Source organism: Dehalobacter sp. CP, from assembly GCF_047652685.1.
GTDB lineage: Bacteria > Bacillota > Desulfitobacteriia > Desulfitobacteriales > Syntrophobotulaceae > Dehalobacter.
The window spans coordinates 2,484,274-2,505,105 of sequence record NZ_CP157399.1 but is presented as its reverse complement, the minus strand read 5'-3'; the positions used below and the strand labels follow the sequence as shown (position 1 = coordinate 2,505,105).

The 20,832-nt window shown below is 46.5% G+C and carries 23 protein-coding genes; 21 read left to right on the top strand and 2 right to left on the bottom strand.

The window, feature by feature from the left end; translation table 11 throughout:
* Positions 1 to 13 precede the first annotated feature (13 nt).
* From radC to AAH944_RS12425, 10 genes are all read left to right on the top strand, one after another.
* A complete protein-coding gene (gene radC, locus AAH944_RS12470; protein ID WP_287895746.1) occupies positions 14 to 697 on the top strand; it encodes a RadC family protein in 684 nt (227 codons plus the stop codon).
* 231 nt (positions 698 to 928) lie between these two features.
* Positions 929 to 1,945, top strand: a complete 1,017-nt coding sequence (locus AAH944_RS12465) for a rod shape-determining protein (RefSeq protein ID WP_015044646.1) — start codon at positions 929 to 931, stop codon at positions 1,943 to 1,945.
* 18 nt (positions 1,946 to 1,963) lie between these two features.
* A complete protein-coding gene (gene mreC / locus AAH944_RS12460) occupies positions 1,964 to 2,830 on the top strand; it encodes a rod shape-determining protein MreC (protein ID WP_287895748.1) in 867 nt (288 codons plus the stop codon).
* Positions 2,827 to 3,342, top strand: a complete 516-nt coding sequence (gene mreD / locus AAH944_RS12455; protein ID WP_287895750.1) for a rod shape-determining protein MreD — start codon at positions 2,827 to 2,829, stop codon at positions 3,340 to 3,342. Before mreC ends, mreD begins: the two co-directional genes overlap by 4 nt.
* Positions 3,343 to 3,381: 39 nt before the next feature.
* A complete protein-coding gene (gene mrdA / locus AAH944_RS12450) occupies positions 3,382 to 5,460 on the top strand; it encodes a penicillin-binding protein 2 (RefSeq protein WP_287895752.1) in 2,079 nt (692 codons plus the stop codon).
* Positions 5,461 to 5,696: 236 nt separating this feature from the next.
* Entirely contained in the window at positions 5,697 to 6,491 is a 795-nt protein-coding gene (gene minD / locus AAH944_RS12445; RefSeq protein ID WP_415535172.1) for a septum site-determining protein MinD, read from the top strand.
* Positions 6,492 to 6,514: 23 nt separating this feature from the next.
* Positions 6,515 to 6,808: a cell division topological specificity factor MinE gene (gene minE, locus AAH944_RS12440; protein ID WP_015044641.1), complete on the top strand. Its 294-nt coding sequence runs from the start codon at positions 6,515 to 6,517 to the stop codon at positions 6,806 to 6,808.
* 415 nt (positions 6,809 to 7,223) lie between these two features.
* Positions 7,224 to 8,396, top strand: coding sequence for a rod shape-determining protein RodA (rodA, locus tag AAH944_RS12435; RefSeq protein ID WP_415535171.1), 1,173 nt, complete (start codon positions 7,224 to 7,226; stop codon positions 8,394 to 8,396).
* Between the two features lie 158 nt (positions 8,397 to 8,554).
* Positions 8,555 to 9,304 (top strand): murein hydrolase activator EnvC family protein, encoded by a 750-nt coding sequence (locus tag AAH944_RS12430; RefSeq protein ID WP_415535170.1) that lies wholly within the window; start codon positions 8,555 to 8,557, stop codon positions 9,302 to 9,304.
* 73 nt (positions 9,305 to 9,377) lie between these two features.
* The gene (locus AAH944_RS12425; RefSeq protein WP_415535169.1) at positions 9,378 to 10,241 is read left to right on the top strand and encodes a M50 family metallopeptidase; all 864 of its coding nucleotides are present in this window, start codon (positions 9,378 to 9,380) and stop codon (positions 10,239 to 10,241) included.
* An 81-nt stretch (positions 10,242 to 10,322) separates the two neighbouring features.
* Here AAH944_RS12425 and AAH944_RS12420 read toward each other — a convergent pair whose 3' ends face one another.
* Positions 10,323 to 10,871: a manganese catalase family protein gene (locus AAH944_RS12420; RefSeq protein ID WP_415535168.1), complete on the bottom strand. Its 549-nt coding sequence runs from the start codon at positions 10,869 to 10,871 to the stop codon at positions 10,323 to 10,325.
* A gap of 162 nt (positions 10,872 to 11,033) precedes the next feature.
* On the opposite strand from AAH944_RS12420, the gene AAH944_RS12415 reads away from it, so the two are divergent.
* On the top strand, positions 11,034 to 11,669 hold the full coding sequence (locus tag AAH944_RS12415; RefSeq protein ID WP_415535167.1) for a methylated-DNA--[protein]-cysteine S-methyltransferase: 636 nt from the start codon (positions 11,034 to 11,036) through the stop codon (positions 11,667 to 11,669).
* Positions 11,670 to 11,862: 193 nt separating this feature from the next.
* Positions 11,863 to 13,737, top strand: a complete 1,875-nt coding sequence (locus AAH944_RS12410; protein ID WP_415535166.1) for a TIGR03960 family B12-binding radical SAM protein — start codon at positions 11,863 to 11,865, stop codon at positions 13,735 to 13,737.
* 13 nt (positions 13,738 to 13,750) lie between these two features.
* On the opposite strand, the gene AAH944_RS12405 is transcribed toward AAH944_RS12410, so the two are convergent.
* A complete protein-coding gene (locus AAH944_RS12405) occupies positions 13,751 to 14,173 on the bottom strand; it encodes a DUF2935 domain-containing protein (protein WP_415535165.1) in 423 nt (140 codons plus the stop codon).
* A 138-nt stretch (positions 14,174 to 14,311) separates the two neighbouring features.
* Here AAH944_RS12405 and AAH944_RS12400 point away from each other — a divergent pair, with 138 nt between their 5' ends.
* The 9 genes from AAH944_RS12400 (at position 14,312) to AAH944_RS12360 (ending at position 20,588) form a co-directional block, all read left to right on the top strand.
* On the top strand, positions 14,312 to 15,106 hold the full coding sequence (locus AAH944_RS12400) for a TIGR03936 family radical SAM-associated protein (protein WP_415535164.1): 795 nt from the start codon (positions 14,312 to 14,314) through the stop codon (positions 15,104 to 15,106).
* 51 nt (positions 15,107 to 15,157) lie between these two features.
* Positions 15,158 to 16,411 (top strand): Rne/Rng family ribonuclease, encoded by a 1,254-nt coding sequence (locus AAH944_RS12395; protein WP_415535163.1) that lies wholly within the window; start codon positions 15,158 to 15,160, stop codon positions 16,409 to 16,411.
* A 166-nt stretch (positions 16,412 to 16,577) separates the two neighbouring features.
* Positions 16,578 to 16,889: a 50S ribosomal protein L21 gene (rplU, locus tag AAH944_RS12390; RefSeq protein WP_415535162.1), complete on the top strand. Its 312-nt coding sequence runs from the start codon at positions 16,578 to 16,580 to the stop codon at positions 16,887 to 16,889.
* A gap of 50 nt (positions 16,890 to 16,939) precedes the next feature.
* Positions 16,940 to 17,215 (top strand): 50S ribosomal protein L27, encoded by a 276-nt coding sequence (gene rpmA, locus AAH944_RS12385; RefSeq protein ID WP_015044630.1) that lies wholly within the window; start codon positions 16,940 to 16,942, stop codon positions 17,213 to 17,215.
* A gap of 76 nt (positions 17,216 to 17,291) precedes the next feature.
* Positions 17,292 to 17,804: a Spo0B domain-containing protein gene (locus AAH944_RS12380; protein WP_415535161.1), complete on the top strand. Its 513-nt coding sequence runs from the start codon at positions 17,292 to 17,294 to the stop codon at positions 17,802 to 17,804.
* Between the two features lie 97 nt (positions 17,805 to 17,901).
* The gene (gene obgE, locus AAH944_RS12375) at positions 17,902 to 19,179 is read left to right on the top strand and encodes a GTPase ObgE (protein ID WP_415535160.1); all 1,278 of its coding nucleotides are present in this window, start codon (positions 17,902 to 17,904) and stop codon (positions 19,177 to 19,179) included.
* Position 19,180: 1 nt separating this feature from the next.
* Positions 19,181 to 19,471 carry a ribosome assembly RNA-binding protein YhbY gene (gene yhbY, locus AAH944_RS12370; protein WP_415535159.1) on the top strand — a complete coding sequence of 97 codons (291 nt, stop codon included), beginning with the start codon at positions 19,181 to 19,183 and terminating at the stop codon, positions 19,469 to 19,471.
* A 139-nt stretch (positions 19,472 to 19,610) separates the two neighbouring features.
* Positions 19,611 to 20,252: a nicotinate-nucleotide adenylyltransferase gene (gene nadD / locus AAH944_RS12365; protein WP_415535158.1), complete on the top strand. Its 642-nt coding sequence runs from the start codon at positions 19,611 to 19,613 to the stop codon at positions 20,250 to 20,252.
* A gap of 81 nt (positions 20,253 to 20,333) precedes the next feature.
* On the top strand, positions 20,334 to 20,588 hold the full coding sequence (locus tag AAH944_RS12360; protein WP_019226560.1) for an RNA recognition motif domain-containing protein: 255 nt from the start codon (positions 20,334 to 20,336) through the stop codon (positions 20,586 to 20,588).
* Positions 20,589 to 20,832: the final 244 nt, after the last annotated feature.

The window sequence follows — 20,832 nt, the reverse complement described above, 5'->3', positions numbered from 1 at the left end:
CGAGGAAAAAGAGATGAATTACCGCCGGCTAAAGGACTTGCCTGAAGATTTAAAACCAAGGGAACGTCTTCATCAGCATGGTTCGGAAAACCTATCCACCAAAGAAATACTGGCGATACTGCTGAGAACCGGTTCAAGAGGGGAAAATGTCCTGGAACTATCTGAACGAATCTTGACGGAAACGGGCGGACTGACTGGCCTGGCCAGATTATCTGTTGATGAATTAAAACAGGTTCACGGCATAGGACCAGCCAAAGCGGCTCAAGTCAAGGCAGCCTTGGAAATCGGCAAACGGAGTGTCTGCGCTGATCCCATGTCACGCCCGGTGATCAACACGCCATCAGACGCGGCCGATCTGGTCATGGAGGAGATGCGGAAGCTCGACCGGGAACACTTCAGGATCATACACTTAAGCACCCGGAACAATGTACTGGGCATAAGTCCTGTATCGGTCGGGTCTCTCAATTCATCCATTGTGCATCCCAGGGAGTGTTTTAAGGATGCCATCCGGCGTAACACGAATACAATTATTTTGCTGCATAATCATCCGAGCGGCGATCCTTCGCCCAGCAGGGAAGACCTTGATATTACCAAAAGGCTTGCCGAAGGCGGAAAAATATTAGGGATTGAGGTATTGGATCATATCATCATTGGGGATAAAAAGTATGTCAGCCTGAAAGAACAGGGGATCATCTAGCCCGACCTTTAGCCTAACAGTACCACTGTCGAAAGATCACCACAAATATAAAAAAATATTGAAAAATAGGAAATATTCATTAATTTGATGCAAAAAAATGATATAATAAAACGATGCCATAGCAATACGAAATATGGTATGAAAAATTCCACTTTGTGGGAGACTGAGAAAAGACTGCCAGGCATCACTTGAAATTTGAAATGATTTATCTTGAAGGGAGATTTACAAAACATGGTTTTTTCCAAGGACCTCGGAATCGATCTGGGAACCGCCAATACCCTTGTACATATGAAAGGCAAAGGAATCATAGTACGGGAGCCTTCAGTGGTTGCTATGGATATAGAGAAGAACGAGCCTCTGGCGGTTGGAGACAGAGCCAAGGAGATGATCGGAAGAACTCCGGGAAATATTGTTGCCATCAGACCGTTGAAAGACGGCGTAATCTCGGATTTCAATGTTACTCAAAAAATGCTTAAATATTTTATCAACAGGGCTTTAGGATCAAAATTCTTATTTGCGCGGCCCCGGGTCGTCATTTGTGTGCCGTCCGGAGTTACCGCAGTTGAAAAAAGAGCTGTCAAGGAAGCAGCTCTTGCAGCCGGAGCAAAAGATCCGATCATTATGGAAGAGCCAATGGCTGCCGCCATCGGAGCAGGCCTGCCCGTGAGTGATCCTACCGGCAATATGATTGTCGATATCGGCGGAGGCACAACTGAAGTCGCCGTGATCTCGATGGGAGGCATCGTTACAGCCGGCTCGATCCGGGTAGCCGGAGATGAGATGGATGATGCCATTATTGCGTATATCAAGAAAACTTATAACCTCTCCGTCGGTTATCAGTCGGCTGAGAACATCAAAATGGAGATCGGAGCGGCCTATATGCCGGAAAAAGGTTTGACGTATGCCATCAAAGGACGCGATCTCCTGACAGGTCTCCCCAAGAACGTTGAGATTACTTCCGAAGAAATTGTTGAAGCCTTAAATGAGCCGGTAAATGCTATTGTTGATGCGGTAAAGAACTGCCTTGAGAAAACACCTCCGGAACTGGCGGCAGATATCATGGACAGAGGCATTATTATGGCGGGAGGCGGATCACTGTTAAGAAATCTGGACAGGCTAATTGCCGATCAGACAGGGATACCCGTCCACCTTGCTGAGGATCCGCTTTCCTGCGTTGCACTGGGTACCGGTAAAGTGCTTGAGAATGAGGAAATTCTAAGAAGGATTGCCGCTATGCAGAAGAATTAAAAGCGGGAGGAGAAATCGGTGGGGAAAAAAATAAATCCCATGGGTATAGCCGTTCTCGTTTTTGCTGTTCTGCTGATCACTTTGACGACGATCCATTTGACCGGACTCGGCAGTCAGTCTCCGAACCCTGTCGGGAACGCCATGCAAAGAGTACTTTCACCGATAGAAAGTGCGATTTGGAATCTGGGAGATGGGATTAAAGATAATTTTCGGGCGATTTTCAGTTTTCGGACTGTCAAAGCAGAAAATGAGGAACTTCGTAAACAGGTAGAAACGCTCACGGGAGACAATCTTCAGCTCAAACAACAGGTACTGGCTGCCCTGCGCTATCAGGAACTTGATGCTGTTTTTCAAAGTCCCTCGCTGGAGAGCTATGAGAAAATTGGAGCCACCATTATAAACCGTAATCCTTCAGCCTGGTATCAGACAGTCACCGTCAATAAAGGCAGTGATCACGGCGTAAAAGTGGGTAATCCTGTTGTTGCCAATCTGGGTCTGGTCGGGAAAGTCATTTCTGTCACCCCGAAGACCTCGGATGTTTTACTGCTACTCGACGGAGAGGGACAGGTTGGCGCCTTTGCCAGGGGTAATAAAGGTGAGGCAATTTTTGGGATTGTCAAAGGTACGTATAAGAAAAACACCAGGCTGAATTCCTCAGGAGAACTCGAAATGAATTTCCGGCAGGACGATGAAGTCAATGCAGGAGATTTGGTATATACTTCGGGTTTAGGAGAGGTCTATCCCAAGGACATTCCGATTGGTGTTGTTACCGAGATTAAAATTGATGCGAAAGGCTTGCTGAAGGTAGCCTCGATCGAACCCATTGTTGATTTTGATTCTCTGGAGGAAGTCTATGTAGTGAGCATTCCGGAGGGCAGTCGATGAAACGTTTTATCGTAATGTTACTGATTCTTATTGTCTGTCTCATCCTCCCGGGGACAATCTTCCATTATTGGTCATGGGCCGGCATAAAACCTGATTTGGCCATGCTCTGGGTTATTTATATCGCTCTGCACCACCGACCGGCTCAGGGAATTGTGTATGGGTTTGTGATCGGCCTGATTGTGGATTTCTATCTCGGAAGGTATATCGGACTCTATGCGATCATTTTAGCTGTCGTTGCACTGCTGATCAGTATGCTTCAGCAGCGCTGGTACAGAGAAAACATTCCGCTTACCATGGTACTCGTCTTTATCGTAACGGTTCTCGGGCAGACCCTGATGGCCTTGATTGCAACCACCGCTGGACTTAACTGGTACCTCGGCGATGCTGTAAAGGTCATTCTGGGCATTTCTTTCTACAACTGCCTATTGGTTCCGCTTACCTATCCCTTCGTCCACAAGTCTTTTACAGAAGGAATTTTGCAGCCTAAAAAGAAGATCGAACAACAATTATAGTGTTGGTTAAACATGATTGCTTAATAGGAGATGAACACGATGGAAGAAAGGGAGAGACAACCCTATCAGAGGCGATTAACCTGGCTCAGTGTGGTTGTCGTTCTTCTTTTTTTAATTTTAGGATTTAATCTATGGTGGCTGCAGATTGCCAAAGCGTCCTATTATTCGGATCTGGCTGCCGGTAATGTGATGAAAACGGTCACGACGTCCGCAGTCCGCGGGGAGATTGTGGACAGCAACAATATCGTTTTGGCCCAAAGCGTGCCGAAGTTTGCGCTGACCCTGGACTGGACGGACCTGCAGAAAGTGAACACCAACTGGAAAGATGTTGTTGCTAATCTCGCAGAATATATTAAACCGTACTGGCCTTATCCGAACCAATCGGTAGAATTGATTACCGAGGATCTTTTGGTGATGATTCGTAACCAGCAGTGGAAGAGCTACAAGACGGTTGTCATTCTGGAAGATATACCGAAAGAACTACAGGCGATTATCGCCGAGCACAGCAATGAGCTGCCCGGCGTCAGCATTGAACCGATAGCGGAAAGGGTTTATCCGCAAAAGACACTGCTTGGTCAGATCTTAGGCTATGTTCGGGAAATAAGCGAGAGTGAAATTGAACAATTCAATGAGCAGGCAGAGTCCAATGATGATGAATATCGCTACACTCAGGGTGACCTTGTAGGGAAAATGGGTGTGGAAAAAAGTTACGATACCTGGCTGCGCGGCAGTCATGGTGTAGAAATTGTCAGCGTCGACAGCAACGCGAGGCCGATCGACAAAGAAACGCTCCAGGAAGCCCAGGCGGGTTATACCCTGCAGCTGACCTTAGACAGCAAGATGCAGCGTGTCGTGGAGAACGAACTGGACAGAGTGATCAAGGATATTCAGAAGACCCATCCTGATGCCCAGGCCGGCGCGGCGGTAGTCATCGATGTTAATACAGGCAAAATACTGGCCATGGCTTCCCGTCCTTTCATGGATCCGAATGACCTGATCGGGACAATTTCGGAGGAAACTGCTCAAAAGTATTTCAGCAGTGAAGATGCCGCGTCATTTAACCGGGCGCTGACCGGTACGTATCCTCCCGGTTCGACTTTTAAGATGATTACGGGAATGGCTGCTCTGGAAGCTGGTGTTGTTACGCCGGACGATACTTTCATGGATACCTTGTCTTCGCTGGGGTCCCCGGATGTGCAAAGTGCAGGGGTTGCCGAGTGGGGTGGAAATAATTTTGGCAGGGTGAACCTTTATAGCGGCCTTGCACATTCTTCCAATATCTATTTTCAAATTATTGGCCGCAGGGTTTTTGAAAAAAATCCTGAGCTGATCAAAAAAATTGCCAATGAATTTGGCTTAGGTGTTAACAGCGGTGTTGATTTACCGTATGAAGCGGAAGGGAATGTGCCTTCTCCAGCCTGGAAGAAATCTTATTATAAACCTTATTACGATAAAAAAAGAGAAGAAAAGCTTCAGGAAATTGGGGATAAATATGCGCAGCTTCTGGCCAGTGCAAAAGATCAGGATGAGAAAAATAAGCTTCAGCATGATAAAGAAGATGAAATTGCTCAGGCCGAACAGGAATATAAAAATAACATTAATGAGTATGTAAACTGGCGGTTGTACGACAGTTATAATAGTTCGATTGGTCAAGGCGCAAACCACTATTCAATTCTTCAGATGGCTAACTATGTCGCGACCATTGTCAATGGCGGAAAACATTACAAGCCTTATGTTGTGGACAAGATTCTTGACCCTGTGACCGGGAAAATCGTCCAGCAGAACCAGCCGGAAGTTCTAAACGAAGTTTCTGTTTCCCAACAAAATATTGAAACGATCAAAAAAGCAATGTCGGAAGTAACGAGCGGTGGGGGGACAGCGGCCTGGCTTTTCAGAGATATACCGGAGTTCACCGGCGGCGGTAAGACCGGTACGGCCCAGATCGGTTCGAAGGGAACGTCCAAAGAAGAAGCTTATAACGGAATGTTTGTCGCGTTTGCACCGTATGACAATCCCCAGATCGCGTTTGCCGGCGTGGTGGAATATGGCGGACACGGCAGTGAAACATCGGGTTATGTCGCGAAAGCAGCGTTTAAATATTATTTTGGCTGGAAATAGTCATATAAATAAGAAATACCGGGGAATTTGATCCTCGGTTTTTTCTCTTTGCGAAAGGAAAAGCAAACGGGATTGTAGAATCTTCTTACACAGAAACAGATCAAAGCTCACGCTGGGCTAACAAGGTACTGGTTGGAATTCTGAAGAGGGGATTTATTTTTTACTTGGAAATGGGAAATTATAACTAAAATGTAAGACAATGCATTAATCATTTATGATGAAAGGCAGGCTTGGTTATGGGTGAAACAATTGTAGTAACTTCAGGGAAAGGTGGCGTAGGGAAAACTACTACAACAGCAAATTTGGGGACAGCCCTGGCTTTTGCCGGATTTAAAGTTGTATTGGTCGACACGGATATCGGCCTTCGCAATCTTGATGTTGTTATGGGCCTCGAGAATAGGATCGTCTATGATATTGTCGATGTTACAAGCGGCAGCTGCAGGATCAAACAAGCACTCATTAAGGACAAGCGGTTCAACAGCCTGCATCTGCTTCCGGCTGCTCAGACGAAAGACAAAACAGCAGTAAGCCCCGACGAGATGGAGGTTCTCTGCGAAGAGCTCCGTGAAGAATTTGATTATACGCTGATCGATTGTCCGGCTGGGATTGAGCAAGGCTTTTACAATGCAATCGCCGGTGCGGACAAAGCAATTGTCGTTACGACGCCGGAGGTCAGTGCTGTCCGCGATGCCGACAGAATTATCGGACTATTGGAAAGTTCGGATCTGCGTAATCCAAAACTAATTATTAATAGAATCAGACCACGGATGGTTAAACAAGGGGACATGATGGACATTGAGGATATCGTTGATATCCTGGCTATTGATCTTCTTGGTGTGGTACCGGAGGACGAGAAGATTATTGTATCGACCAACAGAGGAGAACCCGCAGTCATGGACGGCATTTCCAAAGCGGGCGAAGCTTACCGGAGGATTGCACAGCGGGTAAGAGGCGAAGAAGTCCCATTAATGAACCTGGATGTATCGAATTCCCTGATGGATAAACTGAAAAATTTAGTTGGCATACGCTAGCCCTGCACTGGGGGGAGGTAATTATGTTGTGGGAATTATTATATCGTGTGCTGGGCAAGGACAATTCCGGAAGCCGTAGTCAGGCCAAAGATCGGCTGCGGCTGGTTCTGGTTCATGACCGTGCCACGATATCACCCTACCTGATGAATCGCTTAAAAGAAGATCTGGTCAAGGTGATATCGAATTATATGGTGATTAACGAAGAGGGATTGGAGGTATACCTGAATCAAGATGAGAAGGAAGTCGCGCTGATGGCCAGTGTTCCTGTGAAGAAAATTAGAAGGGACTATATGGAGAGAACACAGTCGATTTCATGAGTAAACCGCTCAAGGCAAACAAAAAGGAAGCATTGAGCTTCTTTTTTTGTGAACAAAACTTTACATGGGTGTATCGGAACTTGAAGTTTAGGATTGATTTACAACAATTTTAAGACGTAAAGCCCAAGGGTTTTTGGAAACGAATCCAGGAACTCTTCTTATTTTGATGGTTAGCCTCCAACCAGGCCGTCCCAAAATCGACACCAGGTGTCGATTTTGAATGCGCATTGGGATTTGGGACAGGCCGTCTATATGAGGTTTGTCACACTCGTAAGCCTGGACAGCTGGAGTCGGGCCGGGATGAAGATGTTCAACGTATTTTAGTAAGAAAAAACCCTTTACTTGTCAAGTTATCATTGTGAACGGAGAGATCTGTGATATAATCTTGGGTAGCAGCCGATATATGGAGTATTGTATGATAAAAGAAAGAAATTGGAATTTTATTAGAGGTCTCGATCTTGGAATGGTCTTGGCAGTTGTGCTGCTTTTAGGGGCGAGCCTGCTGATCTTAAGCACGGCTTCCATTAATGTTATGGCGTCAGACCCGTATCATTATGTGAAAACTCAGGTGGTCTGGATCGCTACAGGAATTGTTCTTGCAGTCATTGTTGCGTTTACTGATTATGAAAACTATAAAAAAATCGGTATCTGGATCTATGCTTTCAATATATTCCTGCTTCTTCTGGTTTTTGCTTTTGGTTCTGAAGCGAAGGGTGCGCAGCGCTGGATCCCTATCACCTCTACGCAAAGCATTCAGCCCTCGGAATTTGCCAAAATACTGCTGATCGTTACGTTTGCCAGCTTTCTCAATGAGAGGGAAGGAAAACTGAATAATGTAAAGGACTTTATTTCCCCCCTGCTGTTTGTATTGCCGCCTACTTTATTAATATTTCTTCAGCCTGATTTGGGGACTGCGATGGTGTTCGGGGCGATTTTCATTGGAATGATGTTTGTTGCCGGAGCGAACCCGATTAAATTCGGGGCGGTGATTGTCGGTTGCATTGGGACGGCCATTGGTGCTGTTGCATTGCACTTAGCTACGAACCTTCCCGGACCGCTGAAATTTCTGGAAGGGTTGCCGTTGCCTTTGAAAGATTATCAGATTAACCGGTTTATTGCTTTTCTGGACCCCGCCAAGGATACTTCAGGAGATGGATATCATGTTATTCAGTCGGTTTGGGCCATAGGTTCCGGAGGCATTTGGGGCAAAGGGTACCAGCAAGGCACCCAGGCCCAGTATAATTTTTTGCCAGAGCATCATACAGACTTTATTTTTTCAGTTGTGGGCGAGGAATTTGGCTTTATCGGAACATCGATACTGTTGTTTATATTCTGCATCCTGCTTTTGCGGATGATTACCGTAGCCACCAAATCGAGAGACAGGTATGGGGTCCTGATTGTCTCCGGAGTCGTATCAATGATTGTTTTCCATGTTTTCATCAATGTTGGAATGGCTTCGGGAATCATGCCTGTCACCGGAATTCCTCTGCCGTTTATTACTTCCGGCGGCAGCTCGATGTGGGCAAATATGCTCGCGGTCGGGCTGGTCTTAAGCGTAAGTCTCAGAGGAGAGCGACGAATGTTCTGATACCTTCAAGGACAAAAGTTAACAAGCCATTATTCGAATCTGTAAAGAAATTCCTAAAAGAACATTTTCGTCAGGAAGATGTTCTTTTTTGCGTATTTGTTCATATTCTTTATTAGGGTTGTCTCCCTGAAGGAAAACCTTTATAAGGCGGTGGATGAATGGATCCGTTTGAGCGCTGGGATGACTGGGAATTTGAAAAGGCTGCCCGGGAGATCGGACGTGGTTATAGGGATGATCAGGAATATGTCAGGAGCAACTGGAAAGATCGTCGGACTTATTTTAATGAAAAAACTTCCGGAGGTCTTTTGGCCGGTTGGAACGGCAGTCAGAAAAGAGTACTTCTTTCGGCTTTTTTGTTTTTAACGATTGTTTTCAGTGCCAGCGGAGAGGACCTTGTTTCCAAAGGCGTCTATGCTGTTTATCAAGGCGGTATGAGCAGTGGAAATATCTATGTGGCACTAAACACGATGGCAAAAGAAGCAATAGGCCTTCAGAACTCTGAAAGCCTGCCGGTGAATTCTGTAAAAGAAGAGATTTTTTATCCACCTGTAGCCGGAGCTGTCAAGGTAGCGTTTGAGAGCAAAAATGAGGATGGGACGATCAGCAGCGGCATTGAAATTGAAAGTGCGCTGGGGACTGCTGTGCTCTGCCCCCAGGAAGGAGTTGTACTCGAAGTCAGTGAAAATGAAAAATTCGGAAAAGTGATACGGATCAACTTTGGCAATGGCTGGGAGGGCCTTTTGGGGAATTTTGGCGATATTAATGTTGAACGGGGTGAACCTGTTTCGATGGGAAAAAAATTGGGGACAGTCGGAGTCAGCTCAGCACGGGAAAAACCCTGGCTCTACCTAGAACTGCAAAAAGACGGTCAGCCGGTCGACCCCTTGACATACCTAATTCAGAACTAGTATATAAATTCAAAAATTCCGATTGTACTTAGTACTTTTAATCGATCTGCCAGGGATGGGGAGAAAGAGGGAGATGAAGATGAAAGTTAAGGTTCACCCGACCTTTATCATCCTATTAATCCTATGTATGCTTGCCGGTCAGGTTGTCAGGGCACTTCTAGTCTTTGGCCTGGTTATTGTTCATGAAGCCTGTCATATACTTGCTGCAAGAGGTTACGGGATCAGGTGTAGGAGTATCGAGCTCTATCCCTATGGGGGGACGGCCGTTCTTGACGACAGCTTTGAAGGGAAAAAGAAGGAGGAGACAATCATTGCCTTTGCTGGTCCAGCCGTCAATATCGTGTTATTCTTCTTCATTCAGATTCTTCGCGAAAACGGCATTTTGAACGGAGCATGGGCACTGGAATTTGCCAAAACAAATTTCTGGCTGGCAGCCTTTAACCTGCTTCCTGTTCTGCCGCTTGACGGCGGCAGAATGGTCCGTGGCCTGCTGGCGGGGTCTTTTGGCTTTGTCCCGACCACCCGGCTCCTGGCGGCAGCCGGTAAATGCCTTGGGGGTGTTTTTATTTTCGCTGGTTTCCTGATGCAGGGAATGGGCTTCTATATTTATGAACCGGTTCTTTTTATTGTTCTTGGCATCTTTTTCTGGATTGGCAGCGGCAAAGAGCTGGACAATGCCAGAATTGTTTTTTTAAAGCAGCTCTGCCGCAAGAAAGAGCGTCTTTTGGCGCAGGGGTTGATGCCCGGAAGGAGTCTCGCGGTAAGTAGGGACACTGCGCTTAAACAGATTATTGATAAGTTTTCTGCTGATCATTTCAGTCTCGTCAGTGTAATGGGTAAAGACGGTAAGATCGAAGGAACGCTAAGTGAGACTGAAGTTATTCAGGGCATGATGGACTTTGGACTCAATTGCATGGTCGGAAGATTAAAGGAATAAAAAAGATCATATAGAATGGAATACTGTGGTAATGATTCAAAAGCATGTAAATATCATGCACCGGTAAATATGGAGGAGCATTCAGACCGGGAAGCTCATTCGGTATTCCCTGATTAATGTGCTAAAACTTCCTGGGTCAGCACCCTGAAGGATCATAGCTTGGGACTTCTCAAAAAGGTGTTTGTGGACATCTTCTCTGTCACCCAGAAAGCGAATCATCTTTTTCAGACCAGGATCGCTGGTCATTGTCAAATGTGTGTCATAAAGCATTTTTGCGCGGATCTCAGCTTCAGCATCGGCCTGCAGCATCGCAGCAGGATCAAGGCTTTGATCGACATAGGTCAGGTTCCAGGGTATACCCTCGGAATTGACGTAGCAAAGTGGTGGTCCTCCAAGTCTGTTGACCGCCTCAGCAATCATCTCCATATGGCTATGTTCTTCTGCTGCGATAAGACCCAATAACTCCCTTACAAAGTGGTTGGGCATATTAGCACGGTGATTCATATACTGGGTGGCTGCGGAGAACTCGCTATCTTTCCCGCCGTAATGTTCCAGCATGATCCGGCCGAACTGCGGGTCGGGATAATTGACTTCTACTGGAAATAACAGCGCATCGGCATATTTGAACATAACTTTCCCTCCAATACTTCTTTTCACTTGCTTTCATACGAGCAATTACTGTATTATATTATCCTATCTGAGAATTGGTCACTCTGTCTTTTCAGCTCCGAAGAGGGTTGGACTGGCAGACCGGCTATTCAAATAGGTGAAGGGAGCTGGTACCCTATCAACATGAAAACGAACACGACCTATACCTGCACTGTGAATACACCTCTTGGAAAAATGACAGCTGCGGCAGTCCAAGATGAGCTAAGCGGTTTATGGTTCATTGGCCAGAAGCATTATCCTGTCGTTACTTCCGAATGGACAGAGAATCCGGAATATCCCGTTTTTGAGACGCTGCGTCGGCGGCTGGATTTTTATTTTTCGGGACAAGAAGGACAAACTTGGGAAGAGGAACAGGCAGCAAGCACGGCAAGAAACGCGAAAGGTATCATGGCAGGTATTTCAGTCCCCAAAATGGATTTGTGTCTGGCTCCTGCGGGAACCGACTTCCAAAAGACTGTCTGGGAGATCCTGCTGCGGATATCGTATGGAAAAGTCATAACTTACGGGGAAATTGCCCAACGTATTGCCCTGGACCGGGGGTTAACCTCGATGTCCGCCCAGGCGGTAGGCAGTGCAGTCGGGCATAATCCGATCTCCATTTTGATTCCGTGTCACCGCGTGATTGGCGGCAATGGAAAACTTACCGGTTATGCCGGCGGCCTGGAAAAAAAGGAAGCCCTCCTGCGTCTGGAAGGTAGGTCTTTGCTTAAGAATAAGGTGTTGTGCTATAATAATTTATCCACAACAAAAATACTTTAAGAGACCCGTCTCTGTAATATATAGACAAACGTCAAGCGGAGCAGGGATGCAGAGCGCGGCGCCCGACGGCTATGGATGGCCTAGTGTCACGATGTCATGGATGGCATAAAGGCCGGTCAAGGCCGTTATATTGCCCAAAACCGCTATATATTACGAGACCTACCCGGATAAATAGGCCAAGGGGGAAATACATATGAATCAGAAGGATCATGAATGGATCCGCCAGAAACTCGACCGGATTTTACCGCAGGTGATTAAGCCTGGTCGTTATGTCGGCGGTGAATGGAATATGATAAAAAAAGACTGGGAAAAGACAGATGTACGGGTGGCATTTGTCTTTCCTGATGTATATGAAGTCGGCATGTCCAATCTTGCGTTACGTATCCTGTACGGACGTATCAATTCTTATGAAGAGTTTCTCTGTGAAAGGGCCTTTGCTCCGTGGCCGGATATGGAAGAAAAGCTAAAACAGGGAGGGATCCCGCTCTACACACTGGAATCTTTTCGTCCTCTGCTGGATTTTGATGTGGTCGCTTTCACGCTGCAATATGAGCTCAGCTATACCAATTTATTAAATGTTCTGAAGCTCAGCGGGATACCGTTAAAATCCGAAGACAGAAAAAACGGGACGGAAAGCGGGGGCGCGTATCCCTTTATATTTGCCGGTGGTCCATGTGCCTACAATCCTGAACCTCTGGCGCCTTTTGTAGATTTCTTTTTCCTGGGGGAAGGGGAAGAACAATTTCCCGCAGTTCTTCACGTGATTCAGCAAGCCAGGAAAAACGGAAAACTGAAGGAAGCTATTCTGGTCGAACTGGCCCAGATTCAGGGAATCTATGTGCCGGGTTTTTATGAGGCCGAATACAAACCTGATGGTTCGATCCAGCAAATCACAGTTAGGGAAGGAATTTCTGAGACAGTCAGAAAGGCAGTGCTGCAGGACTTCAGCTCGGCCTACTTCCCGGAAAAAGTGATTGTCCCGTATACGGAGGCTATTCATGACAGGGTAATGCTTGAGGTCATGAGGGGTTGCACCAGGGGATGCCGCTTTTGTCAGGCCGGAATGATCTACAGGCCGCTTCGGGAACGGTCTCCTGAAGCATTGCTGGAACAGGCGGAGGAATCCATCAAGACCACCGGTTATGAAGAAATCTCACTTGTTTCGCTGTCGACCAGCGATTATACTTGCATCAACGGTGTCCTTAAAGGTCTGATGGCTAAAATGGAACCCAAAGGGGTCAGTGTATCCCTTCCCTCACTCCGCCTGGATTCATTTGATGTTGAGATTGCCGAACAGGTCCAAAAAGTACGTAAATCCGGATTGACCTTCGCGCCGGAAGCCGGAACCCAGCGCTTAAGGGATGTTATTAATAAAGGCGTAACGGAAGAGGATCTTTTAAGGACGGCGGAAGCATCCTTTAAAGGAGGCTGGAGCAGTATCAAGCTGTATTATATGATCGGACTTCCGACCGAAACCTATGAGGACCTGGACGGAATCGTCGAACAGGCCAGAAAAGTCCTGGAGTTGTCCAGAAAACTTGGAAAACGCGGCTGCAGGATCACGGTATCGGCAAGTTCGTTTGTTCCTAAACCCCACACACCTTTTCAATGGGTGGCCCAGGATTCTATGGTGGTTCTACGGGAAAAACAGGAATACCTCCGCAAGAGACTGCGGGACTACCGGATTAAATTTATCTATCATGATGTGGAAGCAAGCTTTCTGGAAGCCATATTTGCCAAGGGTGACCGAAAAGTTGCGGAGCTACTGGAATGGGCGGTTAACGCAGGTTGCAAATTTGACGGGTGGAGTGAGCATTTTCGGTATGATCTGTGGAAGCAGGGAATGGAGGAAATCGGCATCGATCCGCATTTCTATGCCAACAGGCAGATAGCGGAGGATGAAATTCTTCCCTGGGATCATCTGAGCTCAGGGGTCAGAAAATCTTATTTGCTTGAAGAATACAAGAAAGCCCTCGCAGAGGCTGTCACGCCTGATTGCCGGGAAAAATGCAGCCACTGCGGAGTCTGTCCGGATCTGGCCAGACCCGTAAAATTCAGTGCGCCTTAACTTTATACAGAACCTAGCCTTGACTGCAGATGGTCTGGGTGATCCCGATGAAATATTCAGATTCACGGATGATGTGTTTGATTACAGCTGCAGCAGTCGGATTCTTCTTGACTGCCTGACTCAAATCTAGAATTTCAAAAAGGAATTTTACAAACCGGCCGCTTTGTTCAAGAGAAAAGCTGATCAGACGAAGAGCCTGATCGGCGACAACCGGTTGCGTATTGCCATATCTGACCAATGTTTCAGTGAGCTGGATAACCTGGCTATGCGTCCTTGTCAGAGACCGTTCCCATTCTTTAAGTTCTTCGACAAATTTTCTTTCCAGATCCGGCACAATTTCCCGGATGACGTTCGTATGCTCATATTCCTGGTGTTTCCAGAAGTTGGCCTCATCCAGCAATCTTAGCGGCGTCTGTTCGCCAGAAGAAAATTGCATTGAAATCCCTCCTCGTTTACAAGTAATGTATTCGGCTTTTTTACAAACATGCCGGAATAAAGAAAGGCTTTACAACAAAGCTTTGGAAGATAGCTCTGATATTTTTACCTTGGAAAGATTGGAAAAGAGGCGGTTATGATGAAGATAAGGTTGGCCTACACCAAGAAAGGTGAAGCCCGATATATTGCGCATCTGGATCTAACCAGAATGTTGGACAGGGCCCTGCGCAGAGCCAAAATTGAAGTGGCTTTTTCCGAAGGATTCAATCCTCATCCGAAGATTGCTTTTGGTCCCCCTTTGCCGGTCGGTGTGGAAGGAGAACAGGAATATGTCGATATCGAAGTCAAAGAGAATAAAGAACAAGAAAAGGAAGCTATTCGGGAAGAAGCCGGAGAAGCAACAGAAGCCGGGGCATATGATATTGGGAATATCGTTGAGCGGCTTCAGAGCCAGCTGCCCGAGGGCATAAAAATCATAGGCGCTGGGATCGCAGTAAAGGGAAGCAAGGCACTGATGGCTGTGATTAATCTTGCCAGATACCGGACTGAAGTGCCTCTCCTTCGTCCGGTCGAGGCAGAAGAACTCCGTAAAGTTTGCCAGAACTGGCTGAACAGGGACGAAGCAACAGGGATTCGCTATCAGCAGGGCAAAAAAATAGAGCGGAATATTCGTCCGTTTGTTAAAAACATAACACTGATTTCTGAAGAAGGGGTTATTTCTGGGGATGCTCAGAATTATCAGGTACAACTGCGCCTGGATATCATTACCGGAAACGCTGGTTCAGTCCGGCCGGTTGAAATCCTGGAAAGTCTGAAAAACATGGAAGGACTTCCGGTGGATATTTCAGGCGTAACGACAATACGGGAAGGCCTGTTTATCGAACAGTCCGACGGGGTGCTCAGAAACCCACTCGAAGTGATCGCAGCGATATAGTGTCATCTTAAAAATTTGGATGTGATACTAAGCCTGAAAGCAGGGATAAGATTGAAAGAGATTGTCATTACCACTGAGGATGATCGGATGAGGGCTGCGGTACTGGAAGAAGGCAGACTGACAGAAGTCCTGGATGATTCAGGAAGAGAATCCCGTTTGGCCGGCAATATCTACAAGGGGAAGGTCAGTAATATTGTTACAGGCATACAGGCTGCTTTCATCGATATTGGGCTCGAGAAGAATGCCTTCCTCTATGCGGGGGATATTGTCAATCCAGAATATGTCCAGGTGCAAAATGTACCCGGATCGCCGGTGCCACCGATTGAAAGCCTCTTAAAAGAAGGCCAGGAGGTGATTGTTCAGGTCACCCGGGAAGCTGTCGGTAATAAAGGAGCCAGAGTTACGACCAATCTTTCACTGCCCGGGCGTTTTGTGGTACTCTTGCCCGGAAACCGCGGATATTTGGGGATTTCACGTAAAATAACGGAGGAAACAGAAAGAGAACGTCTTAATCAACTTGCCCAGAATCTCAGCATTGAGAATGCTGGTCTGATTGTCCGGACGATGGCGGAAGGCGTCGCGGAAAAAGAACTGGCTGATGATATTGAAAAGATTTTAGAAATCAATCAGACCTTAACGGAAAGAATCAAAAGCAAGTCTGGCAAAGGGCTGATTTACAGCAGCAGCGACCCATTGTCCCGTCTTTTAAGGGAGACAATCGATGAAGAGGTAACCAGGGTTATTACCGATGACGGGGAAATGGCTGAGCTGCTCCGGACAAAGCTCCGGGAAGTCAGATGCTCAGTTTCCGGGAAAATATGGACTGATTTTAAAGGGAATTTGTTTGAACGCTATCATATCGGTGATGAAATCCTAAAAGCATTAAAACCCAAGGTTCCGCTCGAAAGCGGAGGCTATCTGGTGATTGAACAGACTGAAGCCCTGACCGCCATTGACGTCAACTCCGGAAAATACACTGGGGAAAGCTCCCTGCAGCATACCCTGCTGAGTCTGAATATGGAGGCTGCTTCAGAAATATCCAGGCAGATAAGACTTAGAAACCTTAGCGGGATTATTATCGTCGATTTTATTGACATGGAACAAAATGAGGATTGGAATCAGCTGCTGGAAATGCTGGAAAAGTCTTTTAAACAGGATAAGGTCAGATGTAAAGTAGTGGGCCGCACCAGGCTGGGGCTCGTTGAGGTAACACGCAAAAAAGAAGGTCAGACCTTAGCTGCCAGGAACACCGAAAAATGCCGGGAGTGCGGCGGAAAAGGCTGGCATGAGAGAAGAATGAATTGAACTGTAGGATTAACTGATTGACGAATATAAGGAAAAATGCTAAGATATTAGAACGTGGTGGCTTCTCACCACAACCGCACTTATTAGGTATGAACTGGTTTCTTGCCGTTTAAGCGGCAGCGAACCGACCTACGCAGGCGAGTCTGGGACTGGGAGGTGTAGAAAAATGTATGTAATTATCGAAACAGGAGGCAAACAGTACAGAGTTAAGGAAGGCGATGTCATCAATGTTGAAAAACTTGATGCAGCTGTCGGCCAGGTTCTCGACCTGAATCAGGTACTGCTTGTTGAAAAAGATGGTAATGTAACGGTTGGAGCTCCAGTTGTTGACGGCGTGACAGTTGTCGCAAAAATTCTGGAACAGGGCAAAGGCGACAAAGTCATTGCATTCCGTTATAAACCCAAAAAACACGTTCGTGTTAAAAAAGGCCATCGTCAGCCTTACACGAAGCTTTCAATTGAAACAATCAATGCTTAATGGTTGAAATTAGAATACGATCAGCATGTTCTTTTTAGGAGGTGATCTTCATGGCCCACAAGAAAGGTGTAGGAAGTACACGAAACGGCAGAGACAGTAATGCGCAAAGACTCGGAGTCAAACGCTCTGACGGACAGTACGTTTTGGCAGGAAATATTCTTGTTCGCCAACGTGGAACCAAACTCCATCCTGGCAAAAACTGCGGCATCGGCAAAGATGATACGCTGTTCGCGCTCACAGATGGTTACGTAAAGTTCGAACGCAAAGATAAATTCCGCAAGCAGGTAAGTGTTCATGCGGAAAACGGGATTACTCAAGCCCAATAACAGATTACACGTCATACCCCTGGGTTAGCCCGGGGGTATGTTTTATTGTTAATTATCTTTGGTAAGGAGAAGAAAAATGGTCAATCTTGATAAAAAGATCCTTTATGAGCAGTTGGATAATTTCCAGATCCTTCGGCATGATTTTCTGAATTATTTTCAGGTCATCAAGGGGTATTTGCAGCTGAATATGCCGGACAAAGCGTTGGCTTATATTGATGAAGTCCTGGGGGAGATTCGGCCGCAGCAAGATATTTACAAGATTGGCCAAAAAACACTGCTTGGTATTCTCCTGGGATGGTATTTTAAGCTGCGTCTGAAAGGTGCAGAATTTGTGTTGGATTTTCCTTCGGAAATGAAAAATGAAGAATTTTGGCTTGATCATTGGCAGGAAGAATATGCCCTGAGTTTTTCTGGATACACTAAAGACTGTTTAGACCTATTCGTGCAGGGAGATCAGGATGTTGAAACATTAATGGCAAAGATCCAGTTCGGCGTTGTCGGCGGAGGATTTTCCTGCGAATTCAGACTATATAAAGCAGACAATCTTTCTGAGCAGAATGTATATTCCACAGTCTATCGGAAAGCATAAGTGCTTTCTGATAGGTCTAAGCGCAGCTAAGGCTGACGCCAAAGGCTTGGCGCCAGCCAAGTTTTCTTTAGAAAAATCCGAATGAAGGGGTTAATGAATGTTTTATGATCGCGCAAAAATATATGTAAAAGCTGGAGACGGCGGAGCAGGAGCTGTATCTTTCCGCAGGGAGAAGTATGTTCCGTTGGGAGGGCCTAATGGCGGAGACGGCGGCCGTGGCGGGGATATCATCCTCGAAGCGGATGAGGGTCTGCGGACCCTGGTGGATTTCCGCTATCGCCGCCATTATAAGGCAGACCGCGGCGAACATGGGCAAGGCAAGGATATGCACGGAAAAGGCGCAGAAAACCTGGTGTTGCGTATACCGGCGGGAACGATAATCAAAAATGAGGGTACAGGCGAAATTCTGGCTGATCTTACCCGGCATGGGCAAAGGATCACCATTGCCAAAGGCGGCCGGGGCGGCCGTGGAAATGCCCGTTTTATGAGTAATACAAACAAGGCTCCTACAGTGGCGGAGCGCGGAGAACCAGGGGAAGAGCTTTGGCTTCTGTTTGAACTGAAGCTTCTGGCAGATGTCGGCCTGGTGGGATTCCCGAACGTCGGAAAATCCACACTGATCTCGAGGGTATCGGCTGCCCGCCCCAAGATCGCAGACTATCATTTCACGACCCTAATCCCGAATCTTGGCGTCGTTCAGGTAGAGGATGAGAGTTTTGTCATGGCGGATATCCCGGGAATTATCGAAGGGGCTCATTCCGGCGCAGGACTTGGACATGAATTTCTGCGTCATATCGAGCGTACCAGACTGCTTCTTCATATCCTGGACATTTCGGGTTCCGAGGGCAGAGACCCGCTGGAAGACTTTAAAATCATCAACCAGGAACTCAAACTGCACAGTCCAGCCCTTGCTGAAAGGCCGATGCTTGTTGTTCCGAACAAAATGGATGTTAACGGTTCCGAGGAAAATCTCCGGCGCCTCCGTGAGGAATTTGGGGATGCCTATGAAATCTACCCAATTTCAGCGGTAACCGGAGAGGGAATCGATAAATTACTGCACAAGGTGATACAAATCCTTCCTGAAGTACCGCTGATTGGACTTTCAGCTGATCCTGATGAACATCGCATGGTGCAGGTCCAAAGCGAGGACAGATTTGTCATTACGCGTGAAAACGGCATGTATATCATTACAGGCAAAGAGATTGAAAGACATGCGGCGATGGCCTACCTTGATACGGATGACGGTGTCATGCGCTTCCAGAATATCCTTAAAGTGATGGGAGTCGACGATGCACTGAAGGAACAGGGGATCAAAGAAGGTAATAAAGTATCGATCGGAAAGTTGGAGTTGGAATGGTCGGAGGGAGGACAATAGCATGCTGACAGGCAAACAGAAAAGGTTTTTAAGGGCTATGGGGAATGAAATGGAACCCATTTTAATCGTTGGCAAAGATGAAATTACAGATAATATGATTAAACAGGCCGCCGATGTGTTGGAGGCAAGAGAGCTGATTAAGGGACGGGTGCTCCAGAATTGTGCCGATGCCCCGAAAAATATCGCCTCCGAGCTGGCCGAAGCTACCCGTTCAGAATTGGTTCAGGTGATCGGGCGGAATTTTCTGCTCTATCGGAAGGCCAGCGAAAAACCAAAAATAGAGCTGCCCTGACATATTTTTTTTTGCTGCCTTTACGGGGCCGAATGCGTCATGCATGACAAAGAACGATTCACTATAGAGGGCGCAGCCTGACGTAAACGGCTATAGGTTACGGAGACTTGCCTAATAATAAAAATTTAGGAGATAAATAATGGAACGGAGTGTTCGCGAGTCAATCGCCGGCAGACGCCGGATTGGCATCATGGGAGGAACGTTTAATCCAATTCATTACGGCCATCTGGTGGCTGCGGAGACAGCCAGGGTCGAATTTGCGCTTGACAAGGTCTTATTCATCCCCACAGGCATTCCTCCGCATAAAGTTGATTACCAGATTGCAAATTCGGATCTGCGTTTTGCGATGGTCGAAATATCTATCCGCGACAATGAGAATTTTATCGCATCCAGAATTGAGATCGACAGGGAAGGCCCTTCATACACCTATGACACTTTAAAAGCCCTGCATCTGTTGTTCCCCGAACAGGAACTTTTTTTTATCACCGGTTCGGATGCGCTCCGGGATATTTTGAATTGGCGGGAAGCAGAAGGGATTATTGGAATATCCCAAATTATCGGGGCTTCGAGACCGGGGTATGAAATTGGTGTTTTTTTGGGAGAATTATTTGACAGATATCCTTATGCCCAAAACAGAATATTCGAGATGGAAATTCCCGCTCTGGCTATATCTTCGACAGATATCAGAAAAAGGATCTGGAATAACAAGTCTATCCGTTATTTGCTTCCAGAAGAAGTGCGGCGTTTCATCATAGAAAATAATATTTACATCAGTAAATAAACATTTGACTTCCGATAGGATTGTATACTATAGTAATAGTTGTTTCATACTATAAACAAAATTATTTTAGAGGTGAATTCCATGACAAAAACCCTGTACGTGGGCAATCTCCCCTGGAGTACGACTTCGGAGGAACTGACTGAGTACTTTGCTCGGTTTGGCAATGTAATCGGCAGCAGAATCATTACCGACAGAGAAACCGGTCGCTCAAGAGGCTTTGGCTTTGTAGAAGTTGCTTCAGAGGACGCCGAGCGCTTAGCAGAAGAACTTAACGGCAGTGAGTTCAATGGCCGTTCATTGACAGTAAACGAAGCGAGACCTCGCCAAACTGTCTAATGTTTTTGGTTAGGGGTTTCTGTTAAGATAAATTCTGATCTTTAATGAGTCATAGGGCTCTATATAAATAGCACGAAGAATCCTGGTTTATCTTACATTTTCGGACCCTGGACCCGAGAGAATACGGTACAGCAAACTGTACCGTATTCTTGTAGTTTGCCCACGGGTGGCCTAATGCCGCGACGTCCGTGGAGAGGAAGGCGTTAAATAGCCTTTACGGTGCAGCGTTACCAAGGATGATATA